General features: G+C 37.3%; 20 protein-coding genes. 7 read left to right on the forward strand and 13 right to left on the reverse strand.

The annotated features are described in order from the left end of the window. Nucleotides 1-51: 51 nt before the first annotated feature. The gene (locus tag AC27H3_RS14630) at nt 52-780 is read right to left on the reverse strand and encodes a tetratricopeptide repeat protein (RefSeq protein WP_273313670.1); all 729 of its coding nucleotides are present in this window, start codon (nt 778-780) and stop codon (nt 52-54) included. Nucleotides 781-862: 82 nt separating this feature from the next. Continuing rightward, the gene (locus AC27H3_RS14635) at nt 863-2,764 is read right to left on the reverse strand and encodes an ATP-binding cassette domain-containing protein (protein ID WP_487107295.1); all 1,902 of its coding nucleotides are present in this window, start codon (nt 2,762-2,764) and stop codon (nt 863-865) included. Nucleotides 2,765-2,905: 141 nt separating this feature from the next. Between AC27H3_RS14635 and AC27H3_RS14640 the strand changes: the two genes are divergently transcribed. Then, nucleotides 2,906-3,100 carry a YheV family putative zinc ribbon protein gene (locus AC27H3_RS14640; RefSeq protein WP_408607679.1) on the forward strand — a complete coding sequence of 65 codons (195 nt, stop codon included), beginning with the start codon at nt 2,906-2,908 and terminating at the stop codon, nt 3,098-3,100. A 151-nt stretch (nt 3,101-3,251) separates the two neighbouring features. On the opposite strand, the gene AC27H3_RS14645 is transcribed toward AC27H3_RS14640, so the two are convergent. The 5 genes from AC27H3_RS14645 to AC27H3_RS14665 form a co-directional block, all read right to left on the reverse strand. Further along, complete coding sequence (locus AC27H3_RS14645; protein ID WP_487107297.1) at nt 3,252-3,878, reverse strand: methyltransferase family protein; 627 nt, start codon at nt 3,876-3,878, stop codon at nt 3,252-3,254. A gap of 126 nt (nt 3,879-4,004) precedes the next feature. Then, a complete protein-coding gene (locus AC27H3_RS14650) occupies nt 4,005-4,181 on the reverse strand; it encodes a hypothetical protein (protein WP_487107299.1) in 177 nt (58 codons plus the stop codon). A 133-nt stretch (nt 4,182-4,314) separates the two neighbouring features. After that, nucleotides 4,315-4,563 (reverse strand): DUF1272 domain-containing protein, encoded by a 249-nt coding sequence (locus AC27H3_RS14655; protein ID WP_487107301.1) that lies wholly within the window; start codon nt 4,561-4,563, stop codon nt 4,315-4,317. 121 nt (nt 4,564-4,684) lie between these two features. Continuing rightward, on the reverse strand, nt 4,685-4,906 hold the full coding sequence (locus AC27H3_RS14660) for a SlyX family protein (RefSeq protein WP_487107303.1): 222 nt from the start codon (nt 4,904-4,906) through the stop codon (nt 4,685-4,687). After that, nucleotides 4,906-5,901 (reverse strand): WD40 repeat domain-containing protein, encoded by a 996-nt coding sequence (locus AC27H3_RS14665; protein ID WP_487107304.1) that lies wholly within the window; start codon nt 5,899-5,901, stop codon nt 4,906-4,908. Before AC27H3_RS14665 ends, AC27H3_RS14660 begins: the two co-directional genes overlap by 1 nt. A gap of 120 nt (nt 5,902-6,021) precedes the next feature. Here AC27H3_RS14665 and AC27H3_RS14670 point away from each other — a divergent pair, with 120 nt between their 5' ends. Further along, nucleotides 6,022-6,780 carry an FKBP-type peptidyl-prolyl cis-trans isomerase gene (locus AC27H3_RS14670; protein ID WP_487107306.1) on the forward strand — a complete coding sequence of 253 codons (759 nt, stop codon included), beginning with the start codon at nt 6,022-6,024 and terminating at the stop codon, nt 6,778-6,780. Nucleotides 6,781-6,942: 162 nt separating this feature from the next. Here the strand turns inward: AC27H3_RS14670 and AC27H3_RS14675 are convergent, their stop codons facing one another. Further along, entirely contained in the window at nt 6,943-7,269 is a 327-nt protein-coding gene (locus AC27H3_RS14675; RefSeq protein WP_487107307.1) for a carboxypeptidase-like regulatory domain-containing protein, read from the reverse strand. Further along, nucleotides 7,266-7,853 carry a hypothetical protein gene (locus tag AC27H3_RS14680; RefSeq protein WP_487107309.1) on the reverse strand — a complete coding sequence of 196 codons (588 nt, stop codon included), beginning with the start codon at nt 7,851-7,853 and terminating at the stop codon, nt 7,266-7,268. The genes AC27H3_RS14675 and AC27H3_RS14680 overlap by 4 nt, the downstream gene beginning before the upstream one ends. A 77-nt stretch (nt 7,854-7,930) precedes the next feature. On the opposite strand from AC27H3_RS14680, the gene AC27H3_RS14685 reads away from it, so the two are divergent. Then, nucleotides 7,931-8,266, forward strand: a complete 336-nt coding sequence (locus AC27H3_RS14685) for a hypothetical protein (RefSeq protein WP_487107310.1) — start codon at nt 7,931-7,933, stop codon at nt 8,264-8,266. A 300-nt stretch (nt 8,267-8,566) separates the two neighbouring features. On the opposite strand, the gene AC27H3_RS14690 is transcribed toward AC27H3_RS14685, so the two are convergent. Further along, nucleotides 8,567-9,172 carry a short chain dehydrogenase gene (locus AC27H3_RS14690; protein ID WP_487107312.1) on the reverse strand — a complete coding sequence of 202 codons (606 nt, stop codon included), beginning with the start codon at nt 9,170-9,172 and terminating at the stop codon, nt 8,567-8,569. Nucleotides 9,173-9,337: 165 nt separating this feature from the next. Between AC27H3_RS14690 and AC27H3_RS14695 the strand changes: the two genes are divergently transcribed. Then, nucleotides 9,338-10,222, forward strand: a complete 885-nt coding sequence (locus AC27H3_RS14695; protein ID WP_487107313.1) for a LysR family transcriptional regulator — start codon at nt 9,338-9,340, stop codon at nt 10,220-10,222. Between the two features lie 146 nt (nt 10,223-10,368). On the opposite strand, the gene AC27H3_RS14700 is transcribed toward AC27H3_RS14695, so the two are convergent. Together AC27H3_RS14700 and gtfA are read right to left on the reverse strand one after the other, a co-directional pair. After that, nucleotides 10,369-11,400, reverse strand: a complete 1,032-nt coding sequence (locus tag AC27H3_RS14700) for a LacI family DNA-binding transcriptional regulator (protein ID WP_487107315.1) — start codon at nt 11,398-11,400, stop codon at nt 10,369-10,371. Between the two features lie 114 nt (nt 11,401-11,514). After that, complete coding sequence (gene gtfA, locus AC27H3_RS14705; protein WP_487107317.1) at nt 11,515-12,981, reverse strand: sucrose phosphorylase; 1,467 nt, start codon at nt 12,979-12,981, stop codon at nt 11,515-11,517. A 194-nt stretch (nt 12,982-13,175) separates the two neighbouring features. Here gtfA and AC27H3_RS14710 point away from each other — a divergent pair, with 194 nt between their 5' ends. The 3 genes from AC27H3_RS14710 (at nt 13,176) to AC27H3_RS14720 (ending at nt 18,042) form a co-directional block, all read left to right on the forward strand. Further along, the gene (locus tag AC27H3_RS14710; RefSeq protein WP_487107319.1) at nt 13,176-14,405 is read left to right on the forward strand and encodes an MFS transporter; all 1,230 of its coding nucleotides are present in this window, start codon (nt 13,176-13,178) and stop codon (nt 14,403-14,405) included. A 191-nt stretch (nt 14,406-14,596) separates the two neighbouring features. Further along, complete coding sequence (locus AC27H3_RS14715) at nt 14,597-17,023, forward strand: TonB-dependent receptor domain-containing protein (protein WP_487107321.1); 2,427 nt, start codon at nt 14,597-14,599, stop codon at nt 17,021-17,023. Nucleotides 17,024-17,094: 71 nt separating this feature from the next. Beyond that, entirely contained in the window at nt 17,095-18,042 is a 948-nt protein-coding gene (locus AC27H3_RS14720; RefSeq protein WP_487107323.1) for a carbohydrate kinase family protein, read from the forward strand. A 220-nt stretch (nt 18,043-18,262) separates the two neighbouring features. Here AC27H3_RS14720 and AC27H3_RS14725 read toward each other — a convergent pair whose 3' ends face one another. After that, a complete protein-coding gene (locus AC27H3_RS14725; protein WP_487107324.1) occupies nt 18,263-18,619 on the reverse strand; it encodes a DUF4112 domain-containing protein in 357 nt (118 codons plus the stop codon). Between the last annotated feature and the right edge of the window lie 449 nt (nt 18,620-19,068).

Here is a 19,068-nt window from a genome sequence, read left to right on the forward strand (position 1 = left end):
TTTACTTAATATTGTTGTATAGATGCTTTACAAAGCACTATAGGTTAGGCTCTAGCGGTTAGAGGCTTGTCTTAACTTTAATTCTCTTTGTTCGATTATTTTACGATAAATAGCATCGGCTTTTTCACGACTCTCTTTAATCTCGTCAACTGATAATTTATGTTCGTCCATATCACGGCTTTTTTCAGCCATGCGATAAGCATTTTTAGCCGCAATAATATTCCAGATATAAGACATCTTTGTGCTCTTAGCAACGCCTTTGCCCTCAAAGTACATTAAGGCAAGATTAAATTGTGCAAGTGCATAGTTTTGATCTGCCGCCTTTTGATACCAGCGAGATGCCTGAAGGTAATCGCGTTGTACGCCATTACCGTTAAACAGCATAACACCTAAATTAAACTGTGCTCTTGGTAAGTCTTTATTCGCGGCTTTTTCCATTAATGCATAAGCCGTTTTCAAATCTTTTTTCACCACTTCTCCCTCACTATAAAGTAAAGAAAGATCGAATAGTGCTTCAGAGTAATTTTGTGAAGCAGCTTGATGTAGAAGTTCTAACGCCTTCGTTGGGTTTTTAACTACGCCGTAACCGTTTAAATAAACTAATGCCATTTGATATTGTGCAGGAGCATATTCCTCGGCAACTAAAGGTTCGAATTCTGCAATTGCGGCTTTAAATTCGCCACGGTTTAGCTCGTATATGCCTAAATCTAAATCAGCACTATAAGCTGGGCTTTGGGTAAAAAGAGCAAAACTGAGTGCTAGTAAGGTCAATTTTTTCATAATAATGTCCTATGTTCGGTGTTGTCGCCACTTCTCGCAGTGACAAAGTTTTTGCTGCGATACGTTAAGTGTAGCAATAAATTTATAAAGCTTGCGACATTATCTCTTCAATTTGTTCTTCAAGGTCAAGCCATTGCATTTCATTTGTTTCCAAGTTTTGTTTAAGTGACGCTTGTCGTTTGAGTAAGTCAGTTAGCTTTACTTTGTGCTCTGTTTGATAAATATCACTGTCAGCAAGTTGTGCTTCTACTGTCGTTAGCTCATCTTGATTTTGCTGTACGAGCTTTTCAAATTTATCGGCTTGTTTACGCAAAGGTGATGCCTTTTTACGAAGCTCAGCTTGCTCTTTACGTTGTTGCTTTTTGTCGACTTGTGGCTCAGAAACAACTTTGTTGGCTTTAACTGATTGTTTTTTATCATCGTTTAACCATTGCTGATAATCATCAATATCGCCGTCAAAATCGGTTACTCGACCATTAGCAACAATATAAAACTCATCAACACATGACTCTAATAAATACCTGTCATGAGCAATGAGAATAATTGCGCCGTCAAAGTCTTGCAACGCTAGTACTAGTGCTTGACGCATTTCTAAATCAAGATGGTTGGTGGGCTCATCTAATAACAATAACTGGGGTTTTTCTAAGACAATAAGGGCCAAAACTAAACGCGCTTTTTCACCACCAGACATGGTGCCCACTTTATCTAACGCCTGATCGCCACTAAAGCCAAAACGCCCTAAAAATGATCTGGCTTGTAACTCGGTTAAATCAGGTTTTGCTCGCGTTATATGTTCTATAGCACTGCTTGGCAAATGCAATTGCTCAAGTTGATGCTGAGAAAAATAGCCCACACGCAAATCTTGCGCACAATAACGTTCGCCTTTTAATAAGGTTAAATCACCGGCGAGAGATTTTATTAGTGTTGATTTACCCGCACCATTGCGACCTAGCAGGCCGATTCGGCTACCTGGGACCAAGGTCATGCCAACATCTTCTAAAATAATGGCTTCATCACTGTAACCACATTGGCTTTCAGCTAAGGACAATAATGGGTAAGGTAAAGTGTCAGGCTGTTCAAAGCTAAAGGTAAATTGGCTATCGACATGCGCTGGCGCTAAATCAGGTAATTTTTGCAGGCGCTTTAAACGGCTCTGTGCTTGCTTCGCTTTACTGGCTTTCGCGCGAAAGCGGTCAACAAAAGAAGTTAAATGAGCAACTTCTTTTTGCTGCTTTTGATACTGTGCGTCTTGTTGCGCTAAGTGCTCTGCACGTTGGCGTTCAAAAGCACTGTAATTACCAGAATATAGTTTCGCAGTTTGATGTTCAATATGCAGTATTTGGCCGATTACATCATCAAGAAAATCGCGGTCATGCGAGATAAGCACTAAGGTGCCGGTAAATCTTTTCAGCCAACGCTGTAGCCAAATAACGGCATCTAAATCTAAATGGTTAGTCGGTTCATCAAGTAGCAATAAATCAGCGCGGCTGATCAAGGCCTGAGCTAAGTTTAAGCGCATTCGCCAACCACCTGAGAACGATTTTACCGGATTAACTAGCTGCTCTTGTAAAAAACCTAAGCCATGCAATAACTCGCCGGCGCGTGCAGGTAAACTATAACCATTTACCGTATCAATTTGATTAATAATAGTGGCTTCAAGTGTGCCATTGTCGTCGGCGCGTGCTTGCGCTAACTTTGCCTCTAATTGGCGAAACTCAACATCACCATCCATAACGTAATCTAGCGCTGATTGCTCTAATGCTGGTGTTTCTTGCTTTACAGTTGCGATTTTCCAGCTTGTTGGCATAGATAGATTGCCCAAGTCTGCAGGTAATGCACCTAATAAACTGGCGAATAAAGAAGATTTACCACAGCCGTTCGCCCCAACAAGCCCAACCTTATGATTTGGATGTATAGTAAAACTTGATGATTTTATGAGGTATTTTGCGCCTCGGGCTAAACTTAAATCTGTAGCTATGATCATTTATCTTGTCTCATTTTAATGCAGGTTGCTATTGTCGCTTTTCCTTAGGGGGTTGTTCAAGGTAAAATAGAAGCACTGAGCAGATATCTTGCTAAAATTAATTAAAAACTAATTAAATATTTAATAAAATTGAGTAAAAAAGTGAAAAAACGATTTATAGCTGGAGCAGTTTGTCCAAAATGTAAAGCAATGGACACGATGGGGTTATTTAAAGAGCACGGCGTTGAAACCGTAACTTGCGTAAGTTGTGGACACCAAATGTCGCAACCAGAAGAGCACGTAGTGCAAGAAGTAAGACCGAACGAGCAAGTTATTGGTATTTTTAAACAAGAATAAACAGGTAAGCACAGACCTATGTTCACTACTTTAAACTGATCTTATTTGCGGAAAATTTGCGGAAAAAGATGTTGTAACTAGATAATTCATACAAGGTATTGTTACTTATAGCTTTTAGGTAACTCAGTTTATTTCCAATGCTTCATCGGCCTTATATCCACCGACGAACGTTGCTTTGATATATTTTATAATTATCCTGAAAAATAGTGACTAAATGCTGTTCTTCAACAATGGTTTGTTTGTATAAAGTATATAAACCAATGATAAGGCAAACGAAAGTAAATATTGAAGGTAATGCGAGAAAAAAACCTAATTGTGATAAGCCCACGCTAGCAAAAATTGGGTTACGAGAATATTTAAAAAATCCATCAGTGATTAATGCGTTTGGCCCTTGTGGGTCAACCCCAGAACGCCACTTTTGCTTCATGCTAAAGTGGATAATAATGGTCATTAAAAAACCAACAGTTAATAACACATTACCGAGTATTAGCATTAGATAATGTTCGAAATTCTCAATCATACCTAGATATTCATCTAACGGCGGGAAAAAAAGCCTGATCACACAAATCAGCCAAATTAATACTCTGAACAAACGAAATGTCATATGGTTCCACCAATGAGAACAAAAAGGTTGTCCGAGAAACACAAGTTCACTATGGGTGTTTTTCTTGGCGGTGATAATTCTCACGGTATAAAACAGTGCAACAGCAGTATAAAAAACAGCTAGATATATACGGGTAAATTCTATTATTGCTGATGTATTTTCAAAAGGAATCATTTATTAATATATCGTTTAGTAAAGTGGAGTTACTTAAATATAGCGGCTTAAAATATAGACGTACTAAATATTGCGAAATATGAATCGACTGACTATAAATTTTGCTTAATAAAGTATACTTTTATCTCAAATGTTTTTTGTTGCAGGTATAACTTCAGGCTTTGAAAAGAAAACAAAAGGGATAGCCAGTGGCCCTAAAATAGCGCCAACAATTGCCCAAAAAATAGTTTTAGCGCCTCTGTGTTTAGCAACGGCATAACAAATAAAAATGCTTAGAATATTTAAAATAAATAAAACAGTCATATAGAACTCCTTGTAACACTATAAACTTAAAAATTATACGTTATCAGCACACGATGCAATTAAGTTATTTGCAAGTTTGCTGTACGCCACACTTAATGATTTAACTTTGATGTTTGTTTCTTGCTGCTTGATATTAACCTTTAATATAACTATCACAGCCATGTGGCTTTAATACTCGCTGTGTAGAAGCAGGATGTTTTTTTAATGCTTCAATAGGGCGAACAGGGCGACTGACTAAATTACCCGAGCAATTAGGACAAACAAAGTGTAATACGTTTGCTGTACATTCGGCACAAAAGGTACATTCATAAGTACAAATAAAGGCATCTTTAGCTGCAGGCGGTAAGTCTTTGTCACAACATTCACAATTGGGCTTTAACATTAACATAGGCTGGCCTTTAAAATAAAACGGCCTCAGTATTAGGTTGTTTAGGCCGTGTAATTTCTCTAAAAATGTTTAAATATTGCTATATAACGTTAACTCATCAGGTTAACTAACCACTTTAATAGTGCGGTGGTGGTGGTTCTATTTCTTCTTTACCATCTTGCTCTGGAGCATTTTCTTTAATGCGATTTGCCAGTAAAGAAACTTGATGCTTAAGCTCGGCAAGTTGGTTTTGATGAACGGTAATTTCATGGTTAAGTTGGTCGATAATATCATCTTGAAAGGCATTGCGAGTTTCAAGAGCTTCAATTGCGTGGTTTAATTCTGTAACTGATTTCACTATTTATTTACCTGCCATAATTCGGCGTATCCAGAAGAGCTTTCGGTGATTACCTGGTTATTATCTCTAAATGCGACGCTGTACACAACAGCGCCTGCGGGTCTAATATCTTCGCGTGGCAAAACTCGCCAACTGGTAAGGCGTTCTCCGGTTGCAACATCCCATATACTGACTTTTCGAGAAGGCGCACCCGTTAACAATTGGCTACCATCGGGTGAAAATTGCACGGCACTAAAAACCTCTTGTCGATTAAAGTACTTCAGCTTAGAAATTAACTCGCCGGTTTTTAAATCCCAAATATTGGCTGATTTTTTACTATCGGCGGTAAAAGCAAAACGTCCTTTAGAATCAAGCGCCACCATAGTGACTCTACTCGGGTGATTAAAGCGATATATTACTTGTCCTGACTTTGTATCCCAAACATAAGCGACAAAGTCGTTCGAGCCAGAAATTGCAATGCGGCCATTTGGCAGCATATCTACGGCATTAATTTTTTCTTGATGGCCCAAAAACTCTAAACGCCGGCCATTAGCAATCGTAATATGCACAACCTTACCGTTACTTTGCCCTATTAATAAGTAATCGCCATTATTAGATACCGCTACATCGCGAATGGTCGATTCTGTAATGGACCAAAAGCCTTCAGAGGCACCATTTTCTATATTCCAAAGTGAAAAGTCATTACGGTTGGCTGTAATCGCATGGCTGTTATTATCGGCAATATCAGCCACCAATACTAAATTGTCGGCATTGTTTTGTTGTTGTGACCAACTATATTTCAGCGCATTGTTTTCTAAATCCCATAAGCTAATGCCGTGATGTATTGACGAAACAACACTAAATTTAGCGTCATTCGATATATTAGCCGCATATGCTCCCTCTACAGCGTGCTGCCATCTTTGCGTTGGCTCTTGGCCTACAGGTTGACACGCAGAAAGCAAAGCTAATAAAAACAGAAGTTTGGCTTTTAGAATTGTTAAGTTACAGTTCAGCAAAATATTAATACTTTTTTCTTAGGGCATTTATCGTTAGTATAAGCCGCATTGTTTAACAATTCACACATATTTAAATGACTTAGCCCGAATTTCTGGCTAGGTAGTAAAACGGAGATGTAAATGAAATTTTTCAAACCGACTTTAGTCGCTATTGCCTTATTATCAGTAATGGGTTGTCAAGAATCTGCTAAGCAAGAAGAACAAGCCGTTGCGCTTGATACAGAAATACAAAAACAAGCTTATGGTTTAGGTGCATCAATTGGTATGTACATGGAACGTAATCTTGAAGAGCACGACAAGTTGGGTTTAACGTTAGACAAGTCACTTATTATTCGTGGCTTTACTGACAGCATGGATGGCAAGTCTCAAATCGAAAAAGAAGACATTCAAGCGTTGTTGATGAACTTAGACCAAGCAATGAAAGCTAAGCAACAAGAACAAGCTACGGTTAGCTCTGAAGCTAGCTTAGCTGAAGGTCAGGCTTTCTTAGCAGAAAACGCAACTAAAGAAGGCGTTCAAATTACTGAATCTGGCATTCAATACGAAGTTATAACGGCTGGCGACGGTGAAAAGCCAACAGCTACTGATACAGTTAAAGTTCACTACGTAGGTACTTTCCTTAATGGTGAAACTTTTGATAGCTCTATAGAGCGTGGAGAGCCAGCAGTATTCCCACTTAATCGTGTAATTTCAGGTTGGACTGAAGGTGTTCAGTTAATGTCTGTAGGTTCTAAATTCAAATTTACTATTCCTTCAGACCTAGCTTATGGCCCTAACGGTAACCCACCTCGCATTCCGGGTAACTCTGTATTGCAATTTGAAATTGAATTATTAGAAATTCAAAAACCAGAAGCCGCAGCACAAGTTGGCGACCAGTAAGTAAATTTTCTATCTCATAGAAAGCAAAAACCAACCTTCGAGGTTGGTTTTTTTTATTTTACATTATACTGGTTAGCATCTGGCTGATCACTTCGCAACAAAGTTAACATTCTTCACTTTATCAATTTTAAAGCTAAGACAGTGGCTTAAGCTATTCTAAACTTAAATACAAAACCTTCCCAAGTTAACCCCCCCATGGACATAGATTTGATTTCGATATACTAATTGTTGTCCCCAATATACTTCAATCAGATATGGCTCTGGTCGTGCAGGTATATTGAACAACTGAAAATTCCCGTATTGGTCTGTATAAGTTGGAGAGCTTCTTCCTAAATACTGATGAACAAGTGAGACCAATAAACCAGGTGCGGGTCCATTATTTTGTAAGCTGCACAAAGAACCTTGAACAAAGCCCATTGGGCCTGAACCCAATGCTTGTGAAGCCATAGTTAAGGTTAATATGAATACTATAGATTGTATTTTTTTCATTGGCTTACACCAAACTTAGCAGGAGAGTTTACTGATGCGTAAGCATCTTCATCTGGGACATCTATAATTTGAGTACCAACGACTCCAGTAACGAGTTGTTCCATTTGTATAGGTTGTTCGAAGTGAATAGTGCGATCTTTAAGTTCATCTAAAATATGAACAATATTGATAGGTTTGTACCCAGGAGCTGAAATTTCCAAGGTAATTGCCTCAACATAGGGTCTAATTTTACCTTTTACTACGCCATCACTACCACCAACTAAAATCCATTTTGAAGATCTTGCTGCTATTGTTATTGGTTCGCTAATTTCGGCAACTTTACCAATGATGTTAATTGGCTCTATTTCAGTAGGCTTTGATGCAAATATAGATGTTAAGGTAAATAATAGACCAATAATGAAGAAGGCGATTCCCGGTGCTTGTGTATTGAGACGAAATTCTTTTTTCCATTCAATTGTTAAGGCGCTAGAAGGATCGGTAGATGCTAAAACTAAAGCGCCTTTGTAAATTAAAATTATCCCTCCGATAACCATTATCAACCCTGCAATAGCAGCACAAAAAATTGCGATATCAAACATATTCATTTTTATTCCTTAAAGCACTTGTGCATATCGGAACTTATTCCATAATTAAATAGACAACTTTTTAAATTGGATACATCATGCCCTTTAAAATGACTTTTTATTTAATTGTTATATTAAGCTTAGCTTCAATACCGGAAGAAGCAATGAGTAGAGAGTTTATTTTTGAAGTTTCGAATAACTCTGAGTTAACGATGATAAACCTGCAAATTACAGAAGACGGTGTTCATTGGTTTGACTTTAAAAATGTTAATTTAAAGCCAAATTCAAGTGCAGATTTTTCTTGGTCTGCTTCGCCTAAAAATTATTGCCAGCAGTATATTCGTGGAAATTTTCAAGCGTTGGAATGGAGTGAGCCCGTAGCAATAAATTTTTGTGAAGCGAAAAAATTAATTGTCGTTTTTGGGAAGAAGTAACCTTTTTTATTGAATATCAAGTAACATAATACCAACGTCAGCATATATCAATAATGTTGCTTATATGATTAAGAGTTGCAGGTTCGACCTAAGCAGCACAAGTTGGCGACCAGTAAGTAAATTCTCTATCTTATAGAAAACAAAAACCAACCTTTGAGGTTGGTTTTTTTTGCTTGCGATATTGAGTAAGTGCTTAAGGTTAACTAGGCTGTTCTACTTTATTCATCAGCGCTAGGCCGCTAGGCTATGATACTTAATCAATAATAATTGCAAGCGTTGATAACCTGAATCCTTGATACATTAAGCGTCTACGATAATCACTTCGCCGTTAATAAAACCATCTACTGAACGTTCAAAAGCTTTACCGACTAATGTTCCAGGTACCGGTTGGAAACCAGGCATCATCTCACCGTATACATCCCATGCTTCAGTTAACACTGTTGGATTTACCACATTAATACGCGTGTTTCTTGGCATTTCTAACGATACTACTTTAACAAAAGTATCAATAGCGCCACTGGTTGTTGCATCTGCAATGGCAAATGGAATTGGTTTTTTATTTAAAATACCACTAATTAAAGTAAACGACCCACTATCAGCGATATACTCTTGGCCAATACTAACTAAGTTAATTTGCCCCATCATTTTGCTCATTACGGTTGTCATCCACTGTGCTTGAGTCATCTCACTAAAAGTAGCGTATTCACAAAAGCCAACGGTATTAACTACCGCGTCGAATTTGCCAACAGTTTCATACAAAGCTCTAATAGATTGCTCATTTGTAATATCAACAATATGGTCAACGTTGCCAGAACGACCCGCTGTAATCACTTTATGTTTACCTAAGCCTGTTAACGCCGCTTGACCCATTTTTCCTAACGCACCGATTAAAATAACTGTTTTCATTTGATTCTCGCTTTTAATTACTATCAATTTGGTTAAATTGATTTGATGGCGAGATATTAAAGATATTCCAGTACAATTAAAAATAATGATTTTTTGTTAGTGATACAAAATAATATGGTTATGTGTTAATTTGTTTTAGGGTAAAGCTAATAAAGGTAAATACACATGAGTAAGTTAGACAGATTAGATCTTAAGCAGTTAAGGGTATTTCAAGCCTTAATACAGGAAAAGAACGCGTCAAAAGCGGCTAGCCAACTAGGGCTCACTCAACAAGCGGTAAGCGAACATTTAAAAAAATTACGAGATGTTTTTAACGATAGGCTATTTCTGAGAAAAACCAATGGTTTTGTACCAACGCCTTTTGCTGAAAACCTAGCTATTGGTGTCGACAAGCTATTGCTTGAATTTAGCGCGCTACTATCACCAACAACTTTTAGTCCTGAAACAATCGAGGGCACTTTTGTAATTGCTGCAACCGATTATGCTCAACAGGTGGTATTACCTGAGTTAATCGCTCAATTAAGAAAGCAATCGCCTAAGCTAAAGATCATTGTGCGTGATTTTGAATTAGATAAAGTGCATGAGCTAATGGAAAGTGGCAAAGTTAATTTAGCCATCGCATTTCCTGACTATATTCCCGACAGCTACCCGATTTTAAAGCTTTTTGAAGAATATCACGTATGCGTTACTTCACCAAAGGCATCAATAGCAAATAAAACGCCAACCCTTGCTGAAATTGCAAGTTACCCGAGTATTATTGCATCACCTTCGCGGCCTAACTTTAAAGGCTCAATAGACGATTGGTTTAAGAAGTTCGGTTTAAAACGAAATGTTGTTGTATCTGCGCCATGCTTTTCAATTGTGCCTATGTATTTAGAAACTACAGACTCAATCGCTTTTTTACCATCTCGTGCGATAACAAGTTTAGACCTAGTTGAAATAACGCTTGAAGAATCACCGGATAGTTTTGATGTGATCGCTGCTTGGCATCCTCGTTATAATGACGATGCACTGCAAAAGTGGGTTATATCATTGTTAAAGGCGGAGTGAGTAATAGGTCAAGCGGGCGTTAAATATTTTGTTGAAAATAAGTTTTAGCTCACCTTCAAACACCTATGGTTAATTTTTTTTATTTTTAATGAAGTTATTGATATTTCTTTATCAAAATATAGTTTTAACTTAAAAATAGAATGGCTTTAACAGCTTTTTCTATACTCTATGTGATAAGGAATTAAAACCGAGTCGTTAGCTCTATCGATGAATAATTCAGCAGCTTTACTGCCTTTTTCTTCACTATTTTGATGCACGGTAGTTAGCGGCGGATGCGAGCGGTTTGTTTCGTCAATACCATCAAACCCAACTACGCGAATATCTTCTGGTATGTTAAGGCCCATAGCATTAATTTCCTTTAAAGCCGCTAAAGCGATTAGATCACTCATACAAAGTAGTACATTGGGTCGCGGGGTAGACGTTAATGCCTCTCTTACGGCGTTAAGTGCCACTGCATGGCTACTTTTAGGTATATTCCATATTCTGTCATCTCTTAAAGTAGCACCTAATTCTTTGATGGCTTTTATGTAACCCATTAAACGGCGGTGAGTAATAGCAGGTAGAACGTCAAAGTCAGGTAACTCATAAACTCGACAGGTTAAGTTTGAATCTAATATGCGTAATCCCAGAATTGCAATATTATCATCTTTTGATTGAATGGCGAGCTTGGCTATTTCATAAGCCGCTTGTTCATTATCAATGCCAACAGAGGCATTACGATCAATATCAAAATCTGCGGTAACAACTTTTTTTGTAGTGGCCCTTAATTGATCAACCAACTTTGCATTACGAGGGCTACCATAACAAATAAAACCATCAACAAAATCTGCAACGGTATTAATGTTTTCAGAAGCCCCTGAAAACAACAACAAATTAACCTGATTTTTTTCTAAAACCGATGAAACACCCTTAACAAAGTTACTTGCCACGGGATCGGAAATCATATATTCAACACTGTCGGGTAACACCAATGCTACAATGTTAGAATGGCCTTTCTTCAAAGATTGTGCTGCTTTGTTGGGCCCCGAATACCCCAATCTTTGGCAAGATTCAAGAATGTCATCTCTGCGTTTCTTAGACAGTTGATCGGGGCGGCTAAAAGCATTAGAAACCGTGGCATTTGAAACACCAAGCTCTTTAGCAATGCTTTTAAGTGTCCATATTTTCTTCTCTGGCATGATGACCTTATTATAATTATTGTTCTAAAAGCACTAGGGTATGTATCCAATTGCAATAGTATACTTTTATTTGACGAACATATAACTTACTTTCACGGGTTATTTTAAAGACTTCTACAACAGGCTTTCTAGTAAAATTACCTGCTTACTGCCATTTTCATCAACCTCAATAGAGGCACTTTTGGCGACTAAGTTGACTAATAAAGTGGCCGTACTATTCTCCGCAGACCAAGACATTTTTAAAGTCGATTTATTACCTTCAACCGTGAAATTTCCATTAAAAGCTTCGCTACTATTGCGTAACTTTATTAATTTCACTAACGCTTGAGTGATAGGCTTTTCAAGCGACTTTTCGACATGCTCTGTATTGAGGTAAGGGCGGTTTATATCTCTACCTACATTAGTATTAGAGAGTAATGTCATATCATTTTTTTCAGCTAAAAGACCAGCATAATAAACTTGCGGCGTGCCTGGAGCAAAAAACTGAATAGCTCGGGCTAGTAAATAATCATAATCATTTTTAGCCAGAGCGTCATAGTAAGTACAGTTAACTTGATATAAGTCGACATTACTTGCCGCAGCACCTGTAGCTTTTTGGCTTTCTCCTGCACTATTAAGATGAATTTTTTTAACTAAATTATCTATCTCAACGTTATCAAGCAGGCCTTTTTTATCATTCATGGGACCTACATCAATAATGCCAATGCCGTCGTGAGTATCTAAAACGGTTATGCAGTTTCTAGGTGAAATATTCAGCCATTTAACCAATGCAGTAGAGTCTTGGCTAAAAATACTGTGTAAAATTAATGGCGGCAAGGCAAAGTCATATACCTGATCAACACGCTTAGCGATCTCAATTTGAGTTTGATAATAAGAATGAATTTCTACTAAAGTTTCAATGCCTCGAGCATTGGCTTTTTGGGTAAGTTCATCAATAAATTCAAAGGTTTCTTCAAGCATGAAGCAGCTCGTATCAGCCTTTTTAATGGCGTAACCTGCAGCGTCAAGACGAATGATGGTAATATTATTTTCAGAAAATGTTTCTAGGATCCGAGTTAAGTATGCTTGCCCAGCACTTGAGGTTACGTCGATATCGATTTGGTTATCGGTAAAGGTTGTCCAAAAATCAGCTGATTGATTATTGGGTAATGAAAATGTTGTAAAGCAACTACCTGGTCTTGGACGATATATTTTAGCTTTTTGTTCGTCGTTTAAGCCAAGCGGAAAAACTTTTTCTTTTGTTAAGAAGAGCTCCCAAAATGGTGAGTCACTGCCTTTTTCTAGTACGTCTATAAATTCTTTTGACTGCGCAGACATGTGATTAACAATGAGATCTGCCATCAATTCATGGCTTTCACCTAGTTTTTTTACATCTTGCCATTTGCCAAGTCGACTATCTACTTGTGTATGGTCAATAGGATCAAAACCTGCATCACTACCATCTATTGGGTAATAAAAAGGTAATAAATGTACACCTGAAAATAAACCAGACAGCTGGTTATGCAGAATATTATCAAGGCTTTGAACACCAGAGCCGGTTAACCTATCAATATAAGTTATTAGCTGAACATTATTTTTCATATATACACCATTAAAAGTACAAGTTGAATCTTAATCGATTAAGGTATATGTTTATATACAACTGAAATTTAATCAAGAATAATTTTATTTTTTCTTAAGGTTATTAAGTTTGATTAGAGATTATGTGATTAAATATTAGTGAAATCACGTCAAAGATAAATAGAATAAATATAACATGATGATTGGGGAAAATAATGAATAAAATTAGTGATTTAACCATAGGTGGGACGTCTAATGCAGACGCATCTGTAACCCGTATTAAGCTATTAACTTATATGATGTTTTTTGTTTTTGCGATGACTTCAGATGCTGTCGGCGTCATCATCCCAGAATTAATTAGCACCTATAACTTAAACTTAACACAAGCAAGTGCATTCCATTATATACCCATGATTTTTATCGCATTTAGTGGTTTGTTTTTAGGATATCTTGCTGATAAGTGGGGGAGGAAAACAACAATTGTGATCGGATTGTTAATTTTTTCTGTCGCGTGTTTTTTGTTTTCTGTCGGCCAGTCGTTTTTTTACTTTCTCTTTCTTCTTGGGCTAATTGGTATTGCTATTGGTTTATTTAAAACGGGTGCATTAGCACTTATTGGTGATATATCGTCGTCATCCAAAGAACATACCGCAACAATGAATAAGGTCGAAGGTTTTTTTGGTGTTGGTGCTATCGTTGGTCCTGCGATTGTAAGTTACTTATTGGTAACAGGTGTTTCTTGGAAATATTTATACATTGCCGCCGGTGTTATTTGTATTTTGCTATGTTTAGTTGCCATGAATACAAAGTATCCAGTTACTAAGAAACATACAGAAGAGAAAATTAACTTAAAAAGTTCTTTTAAATTAATGAAAGACCCTTATGCTTTAGGGTTTTCATTGGCCATTGCGCTCTATGTAGCTACTGAAGTAGCCATATACGTTTGGATGCCTACTTTGCTTGGAGACTATACGGGTTCGATGGTTTGGCTTGCTACTTATGCGTTAACTATCTTCTTTGTTTTACGTGCAGGCGGACGATTTTTGGGTGTTTGGATGCTAAAACACTTTAGTTGGCAAAAAGTTATGTTTTGGTTTTCATTAGCAGTATTTCTTTGTTATTTAGGCACTGCTTTAATGGGGGTAGACGCTGCTGTTGTGTTATTGCCTCTATCTGGCTTATTCATGTCAATGATTTACCCGACCTTAAACTCTAAGGGCATTAGTTGTTTTCCTAAGTCCAAGCATGGTGCAGTTGCAGGTGTTATATTATTCTTCACCGCGGTATCAGCTGCGATATCTCCTCTACTTATGGGAATTGTTAGTGACCTGTTTGGCCATGTCTCGTATGGCTTTTACTTGGCAACATTTTTTTCTGCTTTACTGTTTTTTGCGGCAATTTATAACCTCAGAGCTGACCCAACTAAACATATAAAAACTAATTAATTAATGATAATTATCAATCGATTAATTTAAGAAAACAAATTGTACAAAAAAAAGACTTGCAAATATTGGCATTTCTGCAAATAATTAACTTAATCGATTAAGTTAATTATTTAAACAATAACTAACTTTGATTAATAAAATTAACTATAAATATATTAATACAATAAACTTTAAAAACATGGGGTGAGAAAATGAAACAAGCTACTCATAATAAATTTTTACTAAGCGCATTAGCCATGGCTATTTGTACTGGCTTAAATGCCGCAGAAATAGACGACACTAAAACTGCAGAAGCTGAAAGAAAAGGTCTTGATTTTGAACGCATCGTTGTAACTGGCTCCGCTGGTAAAGGTACAACAGTGATGGCATCAAGTGTTTCTGTAAGTAGCTTGTCATCTGATCAAATTGAAGTAACTACGCCAAGAAGTTCAGCAGAAGCTTTTAGATCTATCCCTGGAATTCGTTCTGAATCTTCTGGTGGTGAAGGTAATGCTAATATCGCTGTACGTGGACTTCCGGTTGCGGCAGGTGGTGCAAAATTTTTACAAATTCAAGAAGACGGTTTACCAATTGTACAATTTGGTGACATTGCTTTTGGTAATGCGGATATTTTCCTTAGATTAGATAGCACAATGGCGTCAATTGAGTCTATTCGTGGCGGGTCTGCATCAACATTAGCAACCAACTCACCCGGTGGTATTATCAATATTATCAGTAAAACCGGTGAGTCTGAATCAGGTAGTGTAGCCACGACTATTGGTTTAGATTACGACCATACACGAACAGATTTCGAATTTGGTAGTGAAATTAACGATAGCATGTATTTTCATGTTGGAGGATTTTATCGCCAAGGTGAAGGCCCAAGAGAAGCAGGTTACACCGGTAATCAAGGCGGACAAATAAAGGCTAACATCACCAAAGAATTTGACAAAGGTTACGTAAGACTTTACTACAAGCATTTAGACGATAAAACAATTGCTTACCTACCTATGCCGGCAACTTCTAACGGCAAATCAGTGGGCAGTTTCGACCCATCATCTGATACACCTCATTCGGCATATTTCACATCAATATTGTCAACCGATGGCGATGGTAACTTACGTCGTGCAGATATGCGCGATGGTATGAATCCTAAAGTTGATTCGGTGGGTGTAGAAGCTGTATTTGACTTAGGTAACGATTGGTCAATTGAAAACAGATTTAGAACATCAAGTACTAAAGGTAGCTTTACTTCACCATTTCCAGAAAGTATCCAAGCTAGCCAAACTCTGGCTGATAGTTTAGCTGGACCAGCAGCCACTTTAACTTATGCTAATGGGCCATCACAAGGTGAAACGTATACGGGTGCCAACTTAATGCGCATTCACACCTTTGATGTTGAAATGAGCAACTTGGATTTTATGGTTAATGATTTAAAGATATTAAAAACCTTTGGTGATACTAATATTACATTTGGTTATTACAAATCAATACAGAATATTGAACAGTCATGGCTTTGGAATTCTTACTTGTCAGAAGTTAAAGGCGATAATGCTGCACTTATCAATGTTTCAGCGGCTGATGGTACAAGTTTTTCTGACAGCGGTTTAATTGCTTATGGCGTTCCTGCTTGGGGTAATTGTTGTACGCGTAATTACGATCTTCAGTACGATATTACAGCCCCTTATATTGCTGTTAATTCAGTTTTTGGTGACTTAACGCTTGATGCAAGTGTTCGTCACGACAGTGGTGAAGCAACAGGTACATATGCTGGTGCGGTGCAATCGGAAATCGATATGAATCGCGATGGTAATATTTCAGAGCCTGAAAAGAGTGTTTCGTCGGTCAATAATAGTTCGCCTTCTATCGTTAATTACGATTGGAGCTACACATCTTATTCTGTCGGCGCTAACTACATTCTAAATGATGATCTTGCCATTTTTGGTCGAATTAGCCATGGTGGTAGTGCAAATGCTGACCGTTTAGCTTTTGGTAAAATTGCTGCTGATGGCTCTGTTGCAGAGCAAGATGCCGTTGATGAAGTTGACCAATTTGAAGCTGGTGTTAAATATCGCCAAGATAATTTATCTGTATTTGCAACGGCCTTCTTTGCTGAAACGCAAGAGCAAAACTTTGAGGCAACTAGTCAGCGATTTACTGACCGTGTTTATGAGTCATACGGAATCGAATTAGAAAGCGCTTATTACATTGGAGATTTCGATATTCGAGGTAACTTTACTTGGACTGACGCAGAAATTACCAAAGATGAGATTAACCCAACTACCGTTGGCAATACTCCTAGACGTCAAGCTGATTTTGTTTATTCACTAACCACTCGCTATAACTTTGATAAAGGCTCTGCGGGCCTAAGTCTAATTGGTACAACAGAAGCTTACGCACAAGATGGTCTTGATCAAGGTGTAGATAATATCCTTAAATTTGATGGTTACACGCAAGTAAATGCTTTCGCTCAATATTACTTATCTGACGGGTTTAGTATTGCTCTGAATATTAATAATCTATTTGACGTTTCAGGTATCACAGAAGCTGAAGAAGGCACTATTCCTGCTAATGATATTATCAGAGCAAGAACCATTAACGGTAGAACATCAAGCGTAACGCTTAAGTATGATTTTTAACTGTTAATAACTTTTCATATTAAATCAACAATAAAAGCCCATGAAAATGGGCTTTTTTAAAAGGTAAATTTATGTTTTCATTACTCAGTTATGGAGAGGTCCTTGTTGATTTCTTACCAAACACCACAGATGGAGCTTATCAACCCTTAGCTGGCGGCGCACCTGCAAATGTTGCGGTAGCCTTTGCCAAGTTAGGAGGTAATAGTTATTTCGCAGGTGGTATTAGCAACGATAATTTTGGCAGCATGTTAATACAGCAATTGCAGCATGAAGGTGTAAATACGACATACGTAAATACTGTTAAAAATGCCAATACAGCTATAGTTTTGGTAAGTCTAGACCACACTGGAGAACGCTCTTTTACTTTCTATCGTCATGATACGGCTGATATGTATTACGAAAAAAGCCAGATTGATTTAATTAAATGGCAAGATATTAACGTTTTTCACTATTGCTCAAACACGCTTACAAATGAACAAAACCATAATAATACGCTCTATGCGTTAGGTCGCGCTAAGGCGAATAACGTATTGATAAGCTTTGACGTAAATTTGCGTCAACAACTTTGGGCTGATTTAAGCTTGCTCCCAACAAGAGTTGAAAGATGTATTACTGAAAGCCATATCGTCAAACTGAGTAAAGATGAAGCCTATGATTTAGCTTTAATTAAAGGTGTAGATATACCAAGCTATGTCAATTTTATAATGTCGTTAGGGGTTAAGCTTGTCGTAATTACTGATGGTGCTAATGAGGTTCAAGCCATTAGTTCTGACTACTCTTTAAACATTGAAGTGCCAAAAATAAATGCTTTAGATACAACCGCTGCAGGGGATAGTTTTATTGCAAGCTTCTTGTTTTCTCTCACTCAGCATGTAAATACAAATCAAAAAGACTTATTCGACGTATTACAAGATCAGGCTATTGTTAAGTCCGCAGTGCTATTTGCGAGTAAATGTGGATCGTTAACTTGCCAAAAAATGGGCGCATTCTCGGCTTTACCCTCAATTAACGAGTTATAGCTCAAGTTGTTATTTTATTCGACTTTGCAATTAATAGTATTTTAAGTAATAGAGCCACTCTCGGAAGAGTCACTTGACATAACCAAGAAGTATTATAATTTCGCGTTCAAGTTCTTTGTATTTTTTAGGTTTTCAGGGGCTAGGTCATTATTTCAACGAACCTGACCCCGCAGGTACCACAGGTAATAACTAGGGCGGGCAATAGGTCTGTTTAAACTTTTTACGGCTTTTGATCTAACCACCACGCTTCCATAATGCGTACATTTTTCAAATTAGATTTAAAAAACAAGTCGGCAATGTCGCCAACAAAAGGAATAACACCTAACAAAAAATCTAGCGCAATATTCCATAACATTTTCATTCTAAGCACTCTTGGTACTTGCATAGATTTTGCCAAACCAACAATGCTGAGCGATAAGCCGGTCATTATAAGATCGCCCACGACAGGAATAAGGCCAACAATAAAGTCTAAACCTAATCGAATACCCAAGATGGGGACACGTATTTTAGCGTCAGCTAAATTAGCTAATTTTTGTGCTTTTAATAATGCCTTAGGTGCTTGCTCTAAGTCGTTCATACATTCCTTAATGTTAAATATTACAAATAAATTATCACAGCTGTGCCGGGGTTTTCAAATTTCAGGCAATAAAAAAGCCTTACCGAAGTAAGGCTTGAAATGCTCGCTGTGTGGTCTAGTAAACTAGCTTCTTTTTATTTATTTCTTTATTTTTATTATTGTTTTTCTTTAGCGCGGAACATTTATAGCAAAGGCCTTTTATGGGTGCAACAACTTTAATAGAGCATATATTCCACGAAAATATTCGTATAAGTTAAACTTAATTACTTACTGCTTGGTCAAGTTTTTAGTCTTTAAAAATACATAATCAGATTTTTTCAATTTATAGTTAGCTTTTATGTTTTATTGAAAAGGTGGTGAATGATAAAAAAATATTAAATATCAAAAGGTAATAGGCTTGTTTTTAAATCTATATTTTACTAGTTAAATGTACTAGTCTGGTTAACCAC

This window comes from Colwellia sp. NW0002-52-1 (assembly GCF_057550865.1).